The following is a 15,853-nucleotide window of genomic DNA, read 5'->3' as shown; positions in this document are numbered from 1 at the left end:
GCGCTTGTGGCTTTGGCTGGCGCTAGCGGTCGAAGTAGTGTCCCTGCTCCAGATCCTCGATCAGGCCTAGTCCCTGCGCCTTCCAGCCGAAGCGCTGCTCGGTGATCGTGCTGCTGCCGGGTATATCTATTGCGAAGAACGCCCCGATCCAGCCGAAGTGCTCGGCGGCCCGTTCGGCGGGGATGGAGACCACCGGCACGCCCAGGTGCCGCCCGATGACCTCGGCGATCACGCGGGCGGGCACGCCCTCGTCGCCGATGGCGTGCAGCCGTGTGCCCGCTTCGCCCTTCTCCAGTGCTAGGCGGTAGAGCCGCGCCGCGTCGGGGCGGTGCACCGAGGCCCAGCGGTTCTCGCCCGCGCCCACGTAGGCCGACACGCCGCGCTCGCGGGCCACGCTGATCAGCTGCGGCACAAAGCCGTGGTCGCCCTTGCCGTGCACCGAGGGCGGCAGCCGCATGGCCATGGCCCGCACGCCCCGCTCCACGAACGATAGCCCGACCTTCTCCGAGACGCGCGGGAACGATTCATCTGGCACATCGTCCTCGGTGGCGGCGCGGCCTACGGCCAGCCCGGCCATGCCCGATGTGACGATCAGCGGTCGCCCCGAGCCTTCCAGCGCCGCCCCCAGCGCCTCGATCGCCCTGCGGTCGGCCACGACCGAGGTGGCGAAGTCGTTGAAGTTGTGGATGAAGGCGGTGTGAATCACACCATCCGCTGCAGCGGCGGTGCTGCCCAGGATGTCGAGATCCTCCAGCGTGCCGCGCTGCACCGCTGCGCCCGCGCTGGCCAGGGCCGCCACCCCCGCATCCGATCGCGCCAGCCCTACCACACTATGCCCTGCATCCAGCAGCTCGCGCACCACGGCGCTGCCCACAAAGCCCGTCGCACCAGTGACAAAGATATGCATGGTATCCCTCTCCAATCATCTTGATCAGGATCTGCGCCGGGCAATTTCGGCGCTGTCCTGAATCTCTCACCGGCAAAAGGGTATAATATCGCTGCCGCTTTGACGAGAGAAGCGCTTATCCTAGAACTCACGCTTCCTGTTTGGGTTCTGTGGGAGAACAAGCATGGCTATTCAATCGCTCGATCTTGAGCGCCAGCACGAGCTGGCCACCTTCCTGCGCAGCCGCCGCGCCCGCGTCGCGCCCGAGCAGGCGGGCTTCGCGCGCGGCCTGCGTCGCCGCACCCCTGGCCTTCGCCGCGAGGAGGTGGCCCTGCTGGTGGGCGTCAGCACCGAGTGGTACACCTGGCTTGAGCAGGGCCGCGACATCAATGTCTCGGTGCAGGTGCTGGAGCGGCTGGCCAGCGTGCTGCGCCTCGATGCCAGCGAGCGCGACCACCTGTTCCTGCTGGCGCTACGGCAGCCTGCGCCGGTCGAGACCTTTGCGCCCCCCACCGTCAGCCCGATGGTGCAGCAGTTCCTCGATCATCTGGGCGCGGCCCCTGCGGGTGCGGTGGATGCACGCATGAACGTTGTGGCCTGCAATGATGCCTATCGTCTTACCTTTGTTGTGAGGGATGCTACGAATGAGCGCGAGCGCAACCTGATCTGGCGGCTGTTTAGCGAGCACGGCCAGCGCAACAACCTGGAGTGGGCCGAGCTTGCCCGCGTGTACCTGGCCCAGTTCCGCGTGGGCTACGGGCGCTTTATCGGCGACCCGTGGTGGGCCGAGATGATCGCCGACCTGAGCGAGATCAGCCCGATGTTCCGCGAGCTGTGGCCGCGCCACGAGGTAGGGGATGTCTCCGAGGGCCGCAAGACGATGCGCAACGCCCAGGTGGGCGTGCTGCACTTCGACTTCCTCTGGCTGCAGGCGGTTGGCTCTAGCGACCTGCGGCTGCTCATCCACACGCCGCGCCCCGGCACCGGCACCGCCGAGAAGATCGAGCAGCTGCTGGCTGCCGCGCGGGAGCCAGCGGCTCGGCGTTAGGAGCTACTGACCTCGTTGGGAGCGTGTATGCCCTTTCTTGCACCAGTACGCTGTTTTTTGTTGCCGAAAACGGCGATCTATTCTACAATAGGGCCGACAAAATGATACCCTGATGGTGTGTGATAGCGCCCTGATCGCTATGCTGCCATCAGCGCAGAACCACAGCGTACACGACACCCCGATATCAATACATGCTGCGAGGTATGCCCATGTCTACGCCCGAGATGCTTTCTGAACGTACAGCCATCCAGGCGCAGCTCACCTTCGAGAATCGCCTGCGTGGCGGATCTGCCGGTTTCTTTGCGATCGCTGGCCTCTCCCTCCTGAACTCAATTATCATGCTGTTCGGCGCGAATTTCGATTTTGCCATCGGCCTAGCCATCACCCAGGTGGTCGAGGGTGCCGCGATGGGCTTTTCCGACCATCTGAGCGGCTCTGCTCTGGCGCTGCTGAAGATCGTAGAGGTGCTGCTCAACCTCGGTATCGTGGCCATGTTTGCGGCCTTCGGCTGGCTGGTCCGCCGCGACCACGCCTGGGCCTTTATCGTGGGCATGGGCATCTATGCGGTGGACACCCTGATCTTCGTGCTGGCGGGGTTCTGGCTGGGCGTGGCGCTGCATGTGTTTGTTCTGTTTGTCCTGTTTCAGGGCCTGCAGGCGCTCTACGCCCTACGCGACATCCCCACCGCCTAGCGGCTATGCGCCCGTCGCCAGCGGGGCGCTATCGCTGGCGGCGGGGCGCTGCAGCCCCTTGCGGATGGCCAGGTAGATCGCCAGCCCCAGCACCGCCGTGCCCGCCTCGGAGACCGGCAGCGCGGCGGCCACACCCCACACTCCCAGCCACATGTTGCCCAGCACCACCGCAGGGATGAACAGCGCGCCCTGGGCTGTCGACATAACAAATGTCGGCACTGCCTTCCCAACCGCCTGGAAGATGCTGTTGAACAGATAGATCCCACCGTACGTAATCTGCGCCAGCATCGCGATCTGGAACCACGCCGTGCCCTGCGCCACCGCCGCCGGATCGTGGATGAACAGCCCCAGCACCTGGCCGCTCACCACGAACAGCGCGCTCGACAGCACCACGCCCAGCCCCAGCGAGATCCACCCCGCCAGCCGGATGATCTGATGCATGCGCTGGCCGTTGCCTGCGGCGAAGTTGTAGCCGATCAGCGGCTGCACGCCCTCGCACAGCCCGCTGATCAGGAACTGCGGCAGATTGTTCACCTGGATGGCAATCCCCAATACGGCCACCACAATCTCGCCATGCAGCGCCGCGAAGTTGTTCAGGCTCAGCGACGAGGCCACCATCAGCAGCCCGGTCAGGAACACCGGCACGCCGATCGAGAGCGACTCCTTCAGGATGGTGGCGCTGCAGCGGAAGTCGCCCAGCCGGATCGAGAGCTGCTGGCTTCTCCGCGTCAGATACCACATATAGTACAGCGTCATCAGCGCATTCGAGAGCATGTTGGCCCATGCTGCCCCGGCCACCCCTAGGTGCAGCCCGAAGATGAATAGCGGGTCAAGGATGAGGTTGATCACGATCCCCGCGACCATGCCGATCATCGCCTCGCTGGCGGCCCCCTCGGCCCGCACGATCTGGCCCATCGCGAAGCTGAGCATGATCGGCACGCCGCCAATGAAGAACACGCTCACGAAATTCCGCGTGTCGGCGCGTAGCTGCTCGGTCGCACCCAGCATGTCCACGATCGGGTCGAGGAACAGTAGCCCGAGCACGCTGACTACCACGCCCGCCGCGCAGGTGGCCCAGAACGCGAACGACGAGACCGCGCGCACCTCGCCGGGCTTCTGCTCGCCCAGCAGCCGCGAGATATAGCTGCCGCAGCCCACCCCGAAGATGTTGGCGATGCCCATCAGCAGCGCCAGCACGGGCAGGGCCATCACGGCGGTGGCCACCTTCTCGGCGTCGCCGAGCATGCCGATGAAGATGTTGTCCACTAGGCCAAAGATCACGCCGACAAACATGGAGAGGATGAGCGGGAGCGCCATGTGCAGCATGGCCTTGGGAACGGGCGCTTCTTCAAAATAGTAGGTTGCTGAGTGTGCCATGACTGGCCTCCTAGAAAAATAGTTCGATTGCGGAAGGTTTCAATTCAAGCTAATTGGTCGCAGAAACGCCATGAAGCCTCCCCTTACGTTCCTGGGGTGAGCGGAGCAGTGCTGCCGGGAAGAAAGTTAGAATTCGAGCTATATGCGCAAACGTGGCCTAGCCGATGTTGTTGGCCACGCGCTGCAGCAGGCCCACCAGCATGCGGCGCTCGTCGCCAGTCAGCCCCTTTACCAGCAGATCCTCGACCTGCTGGAAAATGCCGACAAAATCGGCGATCAGCGCGCGGCCCTTGTCGGTGATGAACAGCTCTTTCACCCGCGCGTCGCTGGCGCTGCTGCGCCGCACGATGAACTGCTTGCGCTCCAGCCCCTGCAGCAGGCTAGTGACCGACGAGCTGGTGATGTCGAGCACGTCCTCTATGTCGCGCTGGCACACGGTCTGGCCCTCTTGCTCCTGCTTGTCGAGGAAGCGCAGGATCCAGCCCTGCTGGTTGGTGAGATCGTACTGCTGCAGGTGCTGGTTGACAAAGGTCATGGTGTTCAGCCCGATCAGCCGCAGCAGGTATTGGATCTCGTACTCTTGCTCTCTGCTCATAGCGCTTCTGCCATTTAATTAGTTTGAATTGAAATCATTTTAATTCGAACTGTGGACAATGTCAAGACCCAATACTAGCGAGCTTCCCAGCGCAGCCGCTCTACGCCCTCCAGCTTGCTATCGATCTCGCCCGAGGCCGCGATCGCGTGCGCGTGCTGGCTGCGCAGCCCGATCAGCTCGATCGGCTGGGTGCGGCGCACGCCCCGCAGCGCCCGCTCGATCTGCTGGGCCACGCGGTCGAGCCGGGTCTCCCACTTGGCCAGCACCAGGTGGGTATCGCGGTAGTGGCGGCACAGATGCTCTAGCTTTTCGGCCCCCACTGCGCCGCATTCGCCCCAGAACACTGGCTGGCCCGCCGCATCTAGCTGCACCAGGTCGGGGCGGTAGCGCACGCCCACTGGCACATCGATACGGATGTCGGGGTAGCTCGGCAGGTACATGGCCCACAGCAGCGCCATCATCACACGGTGCTCGGGCTTTTCCTGCTCGCGCTTGTGCAGCACCAGCGCCCTGCCGTGGGCGCGCACGGTGAACTTGCGCTCAAGGTATCGCTCGCTCATCGGCTGGCTCATCCTTGCATAGTGCCATCAACTAATACGGCAGTATATGGGGATGGTTTTAGTTCGGTAATGAAGAACGTGTACACTCATCCCACTGCTCTTATTATATCGTTGGCATAACTCAGTATGATACCTAACTCAACCTATCCAATCGACATCCTTCAGACTGATATTCTCGATACCGCACCGCTTAATATTGTCGTCTATCGGCAAGAGGGCGAGCAGATCTACCGTGTAGTGTGGGCCAACCGGCTGGTGCACGAGCAGACTCAGCTGCCCGAGCTTGCGGGCAAGCTGGTGAATGAGCTGGTGCCGCCGAGCGAGGTTGGGCGCGCGATGCAGCGCCTGCGCGACTGCTGCGCCACTGGCCAGCCTGTGGTGGTCGAGGAGAGCTTCACCCTGCCTATCGGCCAGGTGTGGTTCCGCGCTATCTACAAGCTGCTGCCCCAGCGGTCCGGCCTGCCCAAGCACATCCTGGTGACGACCGAGGACATCACGCTGGTGCGGCAGCGCGAGCAAGAGGAGCGCGAGCAGCAGGAGATCATGATTGCCCAGCAGCAGGCCACGCTGGCCGAGCTTTCTACCCCGCTGCTGGCGATCACTGATGAGACGGTGGTGATGCCAGTGATTGGCACGGTCGACTCGCGCCGCGTCCAGCAGATCATGATCGCGCTGCTGGAGGGCGTGGCCGAGATGCGCGCCCGCACCGTGATTTTGGACATCACCGGCGTGCCGATCGTGGACACCCAGGTGGCCAATGCGCTGCTCCACGCCTCGCAGGCGGTGAAGCTGCTGGGCGCGCAGGTGGTGCTCACCGGCATCCGCCCCGAGGTGGCGCAGACCCTGGTGGGCCTAGGCGTCGATCTGGCTGGCATCATCACGCTCAGCTCCCTGCAGAGCGGCATCGCCTTCGCGCTCAAGCGCTGAGCGCATCCATCCCATCTCATCCCGCTCATACCGCTCCGCCCGATCAATCGAGTCGGCGGGGCGGTATTTTGTTAGGAATGTGTGAGAAGGTAATACGATGGTATGCCCTATCTCGTACAGTTTCTCTATTCGTTTGTGCTATGATTGCTAGAGGAACACCCATGTCGTTGTCACCTGGCTTTATTTCGCTTGAGTTTCTTCAGGACATGATCGATGCCATGCCGATGCTCACCATGGTCTACGAGCAGGTGGCCGAGCGCGATTTCCAGCTTGCCCTGATCTCATCGAACATGCCTGATACTTTTTCCATGCCCAAGCCGGGCACGCTGCTCTCCCAGATCACCCACCCCGAGCAGCACGATGATCTGATCAATCGCTTCTTGTTGGCGATCGCAACTGGCCAGCCCCAGATCTATGAGGATGAGATCCCCAACCCCCATGGCTTTCTCTGGGTGCACTCGACCTACACCCACTTGCCCCAGCGCCCCGGCACGCCGCGCTATGTGATGCAGAGCGTGCTCAATATTACCGAGCAGAAGGAGCGCGAGCTGCGCGACCGCGAGCAGCAGGAGCTGATCATCGCGCAGCAGCAGGCCGCGCTGGCCGAGCTATCCACCCCGCTGCTGGCGATCAGCGACACCATTGTGGTGATGCCGCTGATCGGCACGGTCGACTCGCGCCGCGTGCAGCAGCTCATGGGCTCGCTGTTGGAGGGCGTCTCCGAGAAAGGCGCGCGGATCGTTATCTTGGACATCACCGGCGTGCCGATCGTGGACACCCAGGTGGCGAATGTGTTCATCCACGCCTCGCAGGCGGTGAAGCTGCTGGGCGCGAAGGTGGTGCTCACTGGCATCCGCCCCGAGGTAGCCCAGACCCTGGTGGGGCTGGGGGTTGATCTGGCTGGGATTATCACGCTTAGCTCACTGCAGAGCGGCATCGCCTTCGCGCTGCGGCAGTAGGCCCGCGCCACACGTGCACTTATTGCCCCACATGGTTTTGCCATGTGGGGCTTTGTGTTGCCCGCACTAGCCAAGCGCGGCGCGCGGCGCGGCTGGGGCGAAGATAGCGTCGAGCGCTGGCCGTAGCTCGGGGTAGTCGAAGGTGAAGCTCTCGCGCAGGAGCCTGGCGGGGATGCAGCGACGCCCCTTCAGCACAAGGTCGGCCTCGGTGCGCATGGCCCACGCGCCGATCCGTACCGCCGCCGAAGGGATGGGCGGGCTCCAAGGGCGGTGCAGGCTGCGGCGCAGCGCGGCCATGAACGCCTGGTTGGTGGCGGGGCTGGGTCCGGTAACATTGTAGGTGCCGCTGGCGGTCTGCTGGCTGAGGCACCACATGATGATGCGGTGGAAATCGTGGATGTGCAGCCAGCTGATGTATTGCTGCCCGCTGCCTGCCGCGCCGCCCAGCCCCAGCCGTGCGAGCTTGGCCAGCGGCTCTAGCGCGCCGCCCTCGGCATCCAGCACAAAGCCGATCCGCAGCAGCACCTTGCGCTGATCGTACGAGGCCTGGGCGAATGCCTGCTCCCAGGCGATGCATGTCTCGACGGGGAACCCCTCGCCGTAGGGCGCATCCTCGGCACAGGTTTGGGTGGTGTCGCCGTAGATCGCCAGCGACCCGGCCTGCACCCACAGGGGCGGGGGCTGCTGGCAGCGGCGCATGGCCTGGTCAATAGCCCGCACCGAGCGCACCCGCGACTCGATGATCTCGCGGCGGTTGGCGGGGGTGTAGCGCGTATTGACGCTCTTGCCCGCGAGGTTGATCACGGCTGCCGCGCCATCCAGCGCGTGCGCCCAAGGGCCGACGCTCTGGGCATCCCAGGGGATGTAGGTGGCGTGCGCGCTGGTGCGGGCTGGCCCACGGGTGAGGATGCTGATGCGGTAGCCACGCTGGCTGAGGTGGCGTGCCATGGCCTGGCCGAGAAACCCGCTGCCCCCGGCGATGACCAGCGATGGATTGTCCATAGACGGCCTCGGTTTTATAATGTGATTTATTTCACAATAGAGATTACCATGATCTAGTAGTGAGTGTCAAGCACGGGGATATGCTACGATAGGCGATCATCGATTCTAGACGAGGCTCAGCTATCATGATCTCCCACATCCTGTTCGATTTCTTCGGCACCCTGGTCGGCTATACCCACGGCCACTTCCGCGCCGACTCGCATGCGCGCACCTTCCAGCTGCTGCGCGAGCGCCAGATCCCCATCAGCTACGAGCAGTTCTCGCAGCAGTTCTCGACCCACTTCCAGGACTGCGAGGCCGAGTCGCGGCGCACGCTGGACGAGTTTCATATCGATGTGGTGAGCGGTCGCTTTTTTCAGACGCTGGGCGTCGCGGTCGAGCCGGAGTTCCTGCGGCAGTTCTCGGCCAGCTACATCGCCGACTGGAATCAGGGCACGGTGTATCTGCCCGAGATAGAGCCGTTCATTCGCCGCATGGCCAGCACATACCGCCTCGGCGTGATCTCCAACACGCACGATGCCAACCTGGTGCATGGCAACCTGGCCGCCATGGGTGTGGCCGACTTCTTTGAGATCGTGGTGACATCCGATGTGCATGGGCGGCGCAAGCCTGCCAGCGGCATTTTCCTCGACACGCTGGCGCGGCTGGGCGTGCCGCCCGCGCAGGCGGCGTATGTGGGCGACACCTACGCCGACGACTACGAGGGCGCGCGGGCCTGCGGGGTTCGCGGCATCCTGATCGACGCCGCAGGGGCCTATGTGGGCAAGCTGGAAGATCGCATCGACTCGCTGTTTGATCTGCCCGATCTGCTGGGGATGCGCTAGCCTTTGCTGTTCGATGCTGCTGTTCGATCTATAGAACTTCTTTATCGGATCTGCATATCGAATCTATCTTGCTTCGGTATAGTTGTGCATATAGACGAGCGCTGCGGGCTGATCCGCAGCGTATGCAAGGAGAGAAGAGATGGCAGAGCAGCACGATGAGCGCGACATCTATGATCTAGGGCTTCAGGCCGACCTGAATATGATGACCCGCCCAGACCTTGAGCGCAGGCGCATCCTGAGGATGGGTGCGATCGGCATTGGCATGCTGCTCGCGGGCTGCGGGCCTGCCAGCGCCACCCGTCCGCCAGCTGCGACGGAGGTCGCTGCGATCCCCACGGCGACTAGCGCACCCACACCAACCAGCGTACCCACGGCGACCAGCGCGGCCACGGCCAGCGCCGAGGTGTGCGTGGATGAGATCCCGACTGAGACAGCAGGCCCCTACCCCGCCGATGGCTCGAACGCCTCAAGCCAGACGCTGAACGTGCTGACGCGCTCGGGGATCGTGCGCAGCGATATCCGCACCAGCACCACCAGCGGCACCACTGCGGCGGGCATCCCCCTGCAGGTGGTGCTCACTATCGTGAATGCGGCGGGCGACTGCGCGCCACTGGCGGGCCACGCGGTGTATCTGTGGCACTGCAATCGCGAGGGCAGCTACTCGCTCTACAGCAGCGGGGTGACGGGCGAGGACTACCTGCGCGGCGTGCAGGAGACCGATGGCGCGGGCCAGGTGACGTTCACCTCAATCTACCCCGGCTGCTACGCGGGGCGCTGGCCGCACATCCATTTCGAGATCTACCCCTCGCTGGCCTCGGCCACGTCGTCGAGCAGCGCCATCCACACCTCGCAGCTGGCCTTCCCCGAGGATGTGTGCGCTGCGGTCTACGCCACCGCAGGCTACGAGCAGAGCGTCACCAACCTCTCGCGGATCACGCTGGAGAGCGACAATATCTTTGGCGATGGCTACAGCTTGCAGATGGCCACGCTGAGCGGCGATGTGGCCAGCGGCTACACCGCGCGGCTGACCGTGGGTGTAGCCGCGTAGTGGCGCGCCACGCGAGGACATTACCGTTAGCTACAAGCTGTATGTGGCCGTGATGCAGACAGGTGGCCCAGATCGTGTGGTGGCGATCTGGGCCGAATCTTTTTGCTCAGGGAGCAGCGCTGAGCAAGGCTGCCGCTTGTTCGCAACAAACCTGCACTATCATCTCTATGTAGTCTTTACAAGGGTGGCGATCCGATCTATACTGGATAGGAATCGCATACGACGATGTGATTTGTTCCCCTTATCCACCCATCCTACCATCAAGGAGAACCTGCATGAATCCACCTCGTCTACTCGCACGACTGCTGGTCCTCGTCACGTTGCTCCTCGCCACGTCCATCGTCAGCCCCGCACCAACCGCACGGGCGGCCTGGAATGGCCAGCAGATCTACATCAGCTCGGCGGAGGGCGGTGTTACCGCCACCAGCCTTCAGATCGTGGGGCCAAACCAAAATGGCAGTGTGGTCACCTATGGGGCATATTTTGGCTACCCTGGCCCAAGTAACTACTGGGTAGGCGGGTGGTGGTGGAAGGGGAAGGTTCAGGTCACGATCGGGCTGGCTATTGCAAATCCCGGCCTATCCAAAACCGTTACCTGCTATGGCGATGTCCCATCGATACAATCGGGTAGTGATTGGGTTAGGGTGAGCTTTAACCGCTATGGCTGCTGGAAGTCTTAGCCCTTCCCTGCCACTTTTATATCCCTACAAACGAGCCGCCAGCAACAACATGCTGGCGGCTCGTTTTTTTGTCGTTTGGCTACCTAGGTTTTCACGAAGCGTGTGCAGGGCTAGGATGTGTGCGTGCTAGGGCTTCGTGGCGTTTGCGGTGCGCCCAACAAAAACAGCAGCCCCCTTGTGGGAAGCTGCTATTTTAACATTCGGTCGTGCTGGTGGGCCGGGTGGGGGTCGAACCCACGACCATTGGCTTAAAAGGCCACTGCTCTGCCACTGAGCTACCAGCCCGCACAACGCTGATTATTATATCCAATTTTGCCGTTTGTGCAAATGCCATGCTGGCGGTTTGCGGGAGTATGGCGTGTGTACGCCGTATTTTCGATCTGGCGGCGTCTGTATGATGCCGAGCATGGCCAAGGGCCGCAGGCAACACCTGCGGCCCTTGGCGTCTGGTGTGGAGCTTGCTAGGCAGCCTGCCCGCCCGCATAGGCGGCGCGGGCGTGGTTCACGAAGAAGTACAGGCGGTTCTGCACATTCACCTCGCTGGTGCCCGCGTCGGTGTCGAGGAACAGGATGTTCAAGTCGGGGTAGTGCTGCTTCAGGCTCTTCTCAAGGCCGCGCGCGGCCACCTGGTTGGCGATGCAGCCGAACGGCTGGATGCACACGATGTTCGGCACGCCCGACTGGACATAGGTGCCGATCTCGCCGGGGATGAGCCAGCCCTCGCCAAAGTGGTTGGTCAGGTCGATCACCTTGCTGGCGGCCTGCGCGATCTGGTCGATGTCGTGCGCGGGGCGGTGGAAGCGGAAGCCGCGCATCGCCGCGTCGGCCTCGCGCAGGAAGCCCTCCACGTAGCCGCGCGCCAGCTTGATCGTGCCCCACATGAGGCTGCGGCGCTGCAGGCCGGCCTGCACGTCGATGTCGCTGTTGACGAAGGTGGATGTGAAGTACTCCATCAGCGGCGGCAGCTGCACCTCGATGCCCTGGTCGATCAGCCACTGCACCATGTTGTTGTTGCCGAAGCTGTTGAGCTTGAGGAAGATCTCGCCCACGATCGCGGCGCGCGGCAGCTCGCCCGCGCGCACCGGCACGGCGTTGAACTCGGCCACCGCGTCGCGGATGGCCTGCAGCACCGCGCCGCGCCGCAGCGGCAGCTCGCCGCTGTCCAGCCGGGCCATGTGGCGGTCGGCCACGCGCATGGCGTCGCCGTGCTGCAGCTCGCGCGGTGCGACGGCGTGGTACATGGCCGAGATCGCATCCGAGAGCGAGAGCGAGTACATCAGCTTCTGGGCGTAGACGGCGTAGTTGATCGCCATGCCCGGCTGATCGTTGATCGGGGTGAAGTTGGTGGAGAGCGCGATCACTGGCACCTGCTCCAGCCCGTTGGCCACCAGCGCCCGCTTGAGCATGGTCAGGTAGCAGGTGTCGCGGCACTGCCCGCCGGTCTGGCTCAGGCCCACCGCCACCTCGTCCAGCGCGTAGCGCCCCGACTTCAGCACCTTGATCAGGTCGCCCACCAAGATGATCGCAGGGTAGCAGATCTCGTTGTTGACATATTTCAGCCCCAGGTCGACCGAGCGGCGGTCGGCGGTGGGCAGCAGCTCGATGTTGTAGCCCATGTCGCGCAGCGGGCGCACGATCGGCGCGGTGGCGAAGTGCGAGAACTCGGGCACCAGGATGGTGCGGCGACGATCTTCTTTCATGAACGCCTTGGTGGTGCGCCGGGCCACCGGCTGCAGCGGCTCGCCACGCTGGGCGCGCACCGATTCGATCATGGATCGCAGCCGCAGCCGCGCCGATCCCAGGCTTTCGATCTCGTCGATGCGCAGCACGGTGTGGCCCTTGCCGCCCTCGGCCAGCACGGCGCGCACCTCGTCGATGGCCAGCACGTCGGGGCCGCAGCCGAAGGAGTTGAGCTGGACTACCTCGACATCGGGCTGCTGAGTGGCCCAGCGCGCGGCGTAGATGTAGCGGTTGGTATATTCCCACTGCGTGATGGTGTGGCGTGTGCCCAGCGCGGCCTGCTGCTCCATCGGCACGGCATCCTCGGTGATCACATCGACGCCGAAGTCGGAGAGGATGTTGGGCACGCGGTGGTTGATCAGGCCATCCAGATGGTATGGTCGGCATAGCAGCAGGGCCACCATGCGGCCCTCGGCCCGCGCTTGCTCTAGGATCTGGGCGGCGGCATCGCGCACATCGGCCTTGTAGCGCTCCTGCGCCTCTAGCGCTAGGTCGAAGGCGCGGCTGAAGCTGGCCTTATCCACCCCCAGCGTTTCCATGTAGCGCGCGCAGCTCTTGCGCAGCAGCTCGGGGGTTTTGAACGTGACTGGCGGGCGATCCAGCGGGATGTTGGCCCGCGCCTCGGGGTCGATGGTGCTGCGCAGCACCTCGGGGTAGCCGGTGACGATCGGGCAGTTGTAGCTGTTATCCGAGTCGCGGAACTCGACATGCTCGTAGGTGACCATGGGGTAGACGATGCAGTCCACTCCGGCGTCCAGCAGGTTCAGGATGTGGCCGTGGGCCAGCTTGGCCGGGAAGCAGATGTTCTCGGATGCCACCGTGCCAGCGCCCTGCTCGTAGAGCGCGGTCGACGAGTCGTCCGATAGGCGCACCGCGAAGCCGCACTCGACCAGCAGCGTGGCCCAGAACGGAAACTTTTCGTACATGTTCAGCACGCGCGGGATGCCCAGCGTCATGCGCGGGGTGGTGGTGGGCCGCGTGGGCCGGTTGAACAGCATGTCGGCCTTCTGCTCCAGCAGGTTTGCGCCCTTCACGCGCTTCACCCCGCTGTTGCTGTAGATGCGCTCGCAGCGGTTGCCGGTGAAGAAGGTGTTGCCATTGGGGAACTGCAGTTTGGTCACGGTGCAGCGGTTGGTGCAGCCTCGGCAGTTGATGTGTTTGGTCTTGTAGTCGCTGGTGCTCTCCAGCGCGGTCAGCTCGATAAAGCTGCTATCGGTCGCGTCTTCCTGCCATGCATCGCGGGCGGTCAGCGCCGCGCCGTATGCGCCCATCAGCTCGGCGATGTCGGGGCAGATCACGGGCCGCTCGATCAGCAGCTCAAGCGCGCGCTGCACCGCCGGGTTGCGGAAGGTGCCGCCCTGCACCAAGATGTGCTCGCCCAGCACCGCCGGGTCGGTGATCTTCAGCACTTTGTTCAGCGCATTCTTGATCACCGAGTAGGCCAGGCCCGCCGAGATATCGCCCACCTCTGCGCCCTCGCGCTGGGCCTGCTTCACCTTCGAGTTCATAAACACGGTGCAGCGCGTGCCCAGGTCACACGGCTCTTGCGAGTCGCAGGCCAGCTGCGCGAAGCTGGCCACCGGGTAGCCCAGCGACCCGGCGAAGGTCTCCACGAACGAGCCGCAGCCGGATGAGCAGGCCTCGTTGATCTCGATGCTGCGGATCTGGCCGTTGTTGATGAAGATCGCCTTCATGTCCTGCCCGCCGATGTCGAGGATAAAGCTGACCTGCGGGTCGAAGGCTTTGGCCGCCCGCGCGTGGGCGATGGTCTCCACCAGACCTTCGTCGCAGCTGAATGCGCTGCGGATGAGATCCTCGCCGTAGCCGGTGACGGCGCTGCGGGCCACGATCGGCGGCATTTCCATGCCCTGGGTGGCGGCGTAGAGCTTGCCGAGCGCATCGCGCACGGCCCCGATCGCATTGCCGTTGTTCTTGCCGTAGGATGTGAAGGCCACGCGGCCCTCGGCGTCAGTCAGCACCAGCTTGGTGGTGGTCGAGCCGGAGTCGATGCCGATGAAGCAGGGCTGTCCGGCCAGGCTGGCTAGGTCGGCGCGGGGCACGCGGTGGCTCTCGCGCTGCTGCTCCCAGCTGCGGAAGGCCGGGTGGTCGATAAACAGCGGCTCCAGCCGCCGCTTGGCGTGCTGCAGCTGCACGCCCTGGGTGCCCAGCAGCGCGATCAGGTCATCCAGCGTGGTCTCTAGCCGCTGCGAGCCATCGGCCAGGGCCGCGCCCAGCGCGGGCAACAGCTCGGCGTGCTCCACCGGGCTGATGTCGGCGGGGCCGATGCCCAGCACCTTGGCGAAGGCCCCGCGCAGCGCGGGCAGGAAGGTGAGCGGCCCGCCACAGAATAGCACGGCGGGCTGCGGGTTGGCCCCGCGCGCCAGCGTGACCAGGGTCTGCAGCGCCACAGCGTGGAAGATCGAGGCGGCGATATTCTCGCGCCCGATCTCGCGGCTGATCAGGTTCTGCACATCGGTCTTGGCGAACACGCCGCAGCGCGATGCGATCGGGTAGATGGTGGTGTGCTGCGCCGCCAGCCCATCCAGCTCGCTGGGGGTGACGTTCAGCAGTAGCGCCATCTGATCGATAAACGCGCCGGTGCCGCCGGCGCACGATCCGTTCATTCGGATGTCGGGCATGCCGTTGGCCTGGAACAGGATGAGCTTGGCGTCCTCGCCGCCCACATCCACCAGGGTGCGCACGCCAGGGTAGCGCTGGCGCACCACCTCGGCGGCGGCCACCACCTCTTGGATGAAGGGCAGCGCGTAGCGCTCGGTGATGCCCATGCCCGATGATCCGGTGACGAGCAGCGATATGGGGCGGTTGCCCAGCTGCTCGCGGGCCTGGCCTAGCGCATCGCGCAGCGCCGCCTGGGCTGCGGCGTTGTGGCGGCGGTAGTCGGAGTAGCAGGTGGTTCCTGTGCTGTCGAGCAGGACGATCTTTGCGGTGGTGGAGCCGATGTCGATGCCGAGCCGTAGTGTTTCTGCCATGGATGTCACCCTCACCTCTGAGCTTTTCGCTTGGTTGCCACACCAATTGTCAAGGCACGTGCAGGCAGAGCAGGGGTACCACGGTGAAGGCTGCGGGGTGCGGCTGCCTGGTCGCTTCACGTTGGGGTAGGTGCCTTGTCGTCTGTGGCTCTAGTATAAAACACCCATCCTGCCTAAAAGATAGCTTTAAAAAACCTAGTAGAGATAAAAATTTACCTACCTGCACGGTCCTTATTGGTTCCTGCTGGTTCATTTCATTGTGTAAGGCAACACGAACTACAGAATTTCACCCCTATTATTGGTGAAAAGCGTTACTGTTCGTTGCGAAAGGCTAACCGCTGCAAAGGTATGGGGCGGCTGCTCACATAGTTGGCGCTGGGGAAGCAGCATAGCAGCGCGCCCAGGTGATGACGACCTGGGCGCGCTGCTATGCTGTGGGTGTGTACAGCCTTGCTGTGGATGTTAGGGGATTGTGCCGCCTGGCAGGTTTTGGTTTTGGCTCGGCAGCGTGCTGGGCGCTTGGCA

General features: G+C 63.8%; 13 protein-coding genes and 1 tRNA gene. 7 read left to right on the top strand and 7 right to left on the bottom strand.

All coding sequences use genetic code 11. The features are described 5' to 3' along the window. Positions 1 to 22: 22 nt before the first annotated feature. Positions 23 to 907, bottom strand: coding sequence for an SDR family oxidoreductase (locus F8S13_06305; GenBank protein KAB8144481.1), 885 nt, complete (start codon positions 905 to 907; stop codon positions 23 to 25). A gap of 163 nt (positions 908 to 1,070) precedes the next feature. Between F8S13_06305 and F8S13_06300 the strand changes: the two genes are divergently transcribed. Both F8S13_06300 and F8S13_06295 read left to right on the top strand, forming a co-directional pair. Next, positions 1,071 to 1,934, top strand: coding sequence for a helix-turn-helix domain-containing protein (locus F8S13_06300; GenBank protein KAB8144480.1), 864 nt, complete (start codon positions 1,071 to 1,073; stop codon positions 1,932 to 1,934). 209 nt (positions 1,935 to 2,143) lie between these two features. Then, a complete protein-coding gene (locus tag F8S13_06295; protein ID KAB8144479.1) occupies positions 2,144 to 2,626 on the top strand; it encodes a hypothetical protein in 483 nt (160 codons plus the stop codon). Between the two features lie 3 nt (positions 2,627 to 2,629). On the opposite strand, the gene F8S13_06290 is transcribed toward F8S13_06295, so the two are convergent. The 3 genes from F8S13_06290 to F8S13_06280 all read right to left on the bottom strand — a co-directional run bounded on the left by F8S13_06290 (position 2,630) and on the right by F8S13_06280 (position 5,158). Next, entirely contained in the window at positions 2,630 to 4,003 is a 1,374-nt protein-coding gene (locus F8S13_06290; protein KAB8144478.1) for an MATE family efflux transporter, read from the bottom strand. 157 nt (positions 4,004 to 4,160) lie between these two features. Further along, complete coding sequence (locus tag F8S13_06285; GenBank protein KAB8144477.1) at positions 4,161 to 4,598, bottom strand: winged helix DNA-binding protein; 438 nt, start codon at positions 4,596 to 4,598, stop codon at positions 4,161 to 4,163. 74 nt (positions 4,599 to 4,672) lie between these two features. Beyond that, positions 4,673 to 5,158: a hypothetical protein gene (locus F8S13_06280; GenBank protein KAB8144476.1), complete on the bottom strand. Its 486-nt coding sequence runs from the start codon at positions 5,156 to 5,158 to the stop codon at positions 4,673 to 4,675. Between the two features lie 126 nt (positions 5,159 to 5,284). On the opposite strand from F8S13_06280, the gene F8S13_06275 reads away from it, so the two are divergent. Then, positions 5,285 to 6,085 carry an STAS domain-containing protein gene (locus F8S13_06275; GenBank protein ID KAB8144475.1) on the top strand — a complete coding sequence of 267 codons (801 nt, stop codon included), beginning with the start codon at positions 5,285 to 5,287 and terminating at the stop codon, positions 6,083 to 6,085. Positions 6,086 to 6,225: 140 nt separating this feature from the next. Then, positions 6,226 to 7,044 carry an STAS domain-containing protein gene (locus F8S13_06270; protein ID KAB8144474.1) on the top strand — a complete coding sequence of 273 codons (819 nt, stop codon included), beginning with the start codon at positions 6,226 to 6,228 and terminating at the stop codon, positions 7,042 to 7,044. Positions 7,045 to 7,110: 66 nt separating this feature from the next. Here F8S13_06270 and F8S13_06265 read toward each other — a convergent pair whose 3' ends face one another. Then, on the bottom strand, positions 7,111 to 8,046 hold the full coding sequence (locus F8S13_06265) for a TIGR01777 family protein (GenBank protein ID KAB8144473.1): 936 nt from the start codon (positions 8,044 to 8,046) through the stop codon (positions 7,111 to 7,113). A gap of 125 nt (positions 8,047 to 8,171) precedes the next feature. Between F8S13_06265 and F8S13_06260 the strand changes: the two genes are divergently transcribed. From F8S13_06260 to F8S13_06250, 3 genes are all read left to right on the top strand, one after another. Next, a complete protein-coding gene (locus F8S13_06260; GenBank protein KAB8144472.1) occupies positions 8,172 to 8,870 on the top strand; it encodes an HAD family hydrolase in 699 nt (232 codons plus the stop codon). Positions 8,871 to 9,009: 139 nt separating this feature from the next. After that, on the top strand, positions 9,010 to 9,918 hold the full coding sequence (locus F8S13_06255) for an intradiol ring-cleavage dioxygenase (GenBank protein ID KAB8144471.1): 909 nt from the start codon (positions 9,010 to 9,012) through the stop codon (positions 9,916 to 9,918). Positions 9,919 to 10,193: 275 nt separating this feature from the next. Continuing rightward, positions 10,194 to 10,598 carry a hypothetical protein gene (locus F8S13_06250; protein ID KAB8144470.1) on the top strand — a complete coding sequence of 135 codons (405 nt, stop codon included), beginning with the start codon at positions 10,194 to 10,196 and terminating at the stop codon, positions 10,596 to 10,598. A 210-nt stretch (positions 10,599 to 10,808) separates the two neighbouring features. Here the strand turns inward: F8S13_06250 and F8S13_06245 are convergent. Both F8S13_06245 and F8S13_06240 read right to left on the bottom strand, forming a co-directional pair. After that, positions 10,809 to 10,883: transfer RNA gene (locus F8S13_06245), tRNA-Lys, on the bottom strand. A gap of 176 nt (positions 10,884 to 11,059) precedes the next feature. Beyond that, positions 11,060 to 15,328 carry a hypothetical protein gene (locus F8S13_06240; protein ID KAB8144469.1) on the bottom strand — a complete coding sequence of 1,423 codons (4,269 nt, stop codon included), beginning with the start codon at positions 15,326 to 15,328 and terminating at the stop codon, positions 11,060 to 11,062. Between the last annotated feature and the right edge of the window lie 525 nt (positions 15,329 to 15,853).

It is taken from the genome of Chloroflexia bacterium SDU3-3, from assembly GCA_009268125.1.
In the GTDB taxonomy this organism is placed as follows: domain Bacteria; phylum Chloroflexota; class Chloroflexia; order Chloroflexales; family Roseiflexaceae; genus SDU3-3.
The sequence above is the reverse complement of the archived record's forward strand: the minus strand, read 5'-3'. Positions and strand labels throughout refer to the sequence as shown.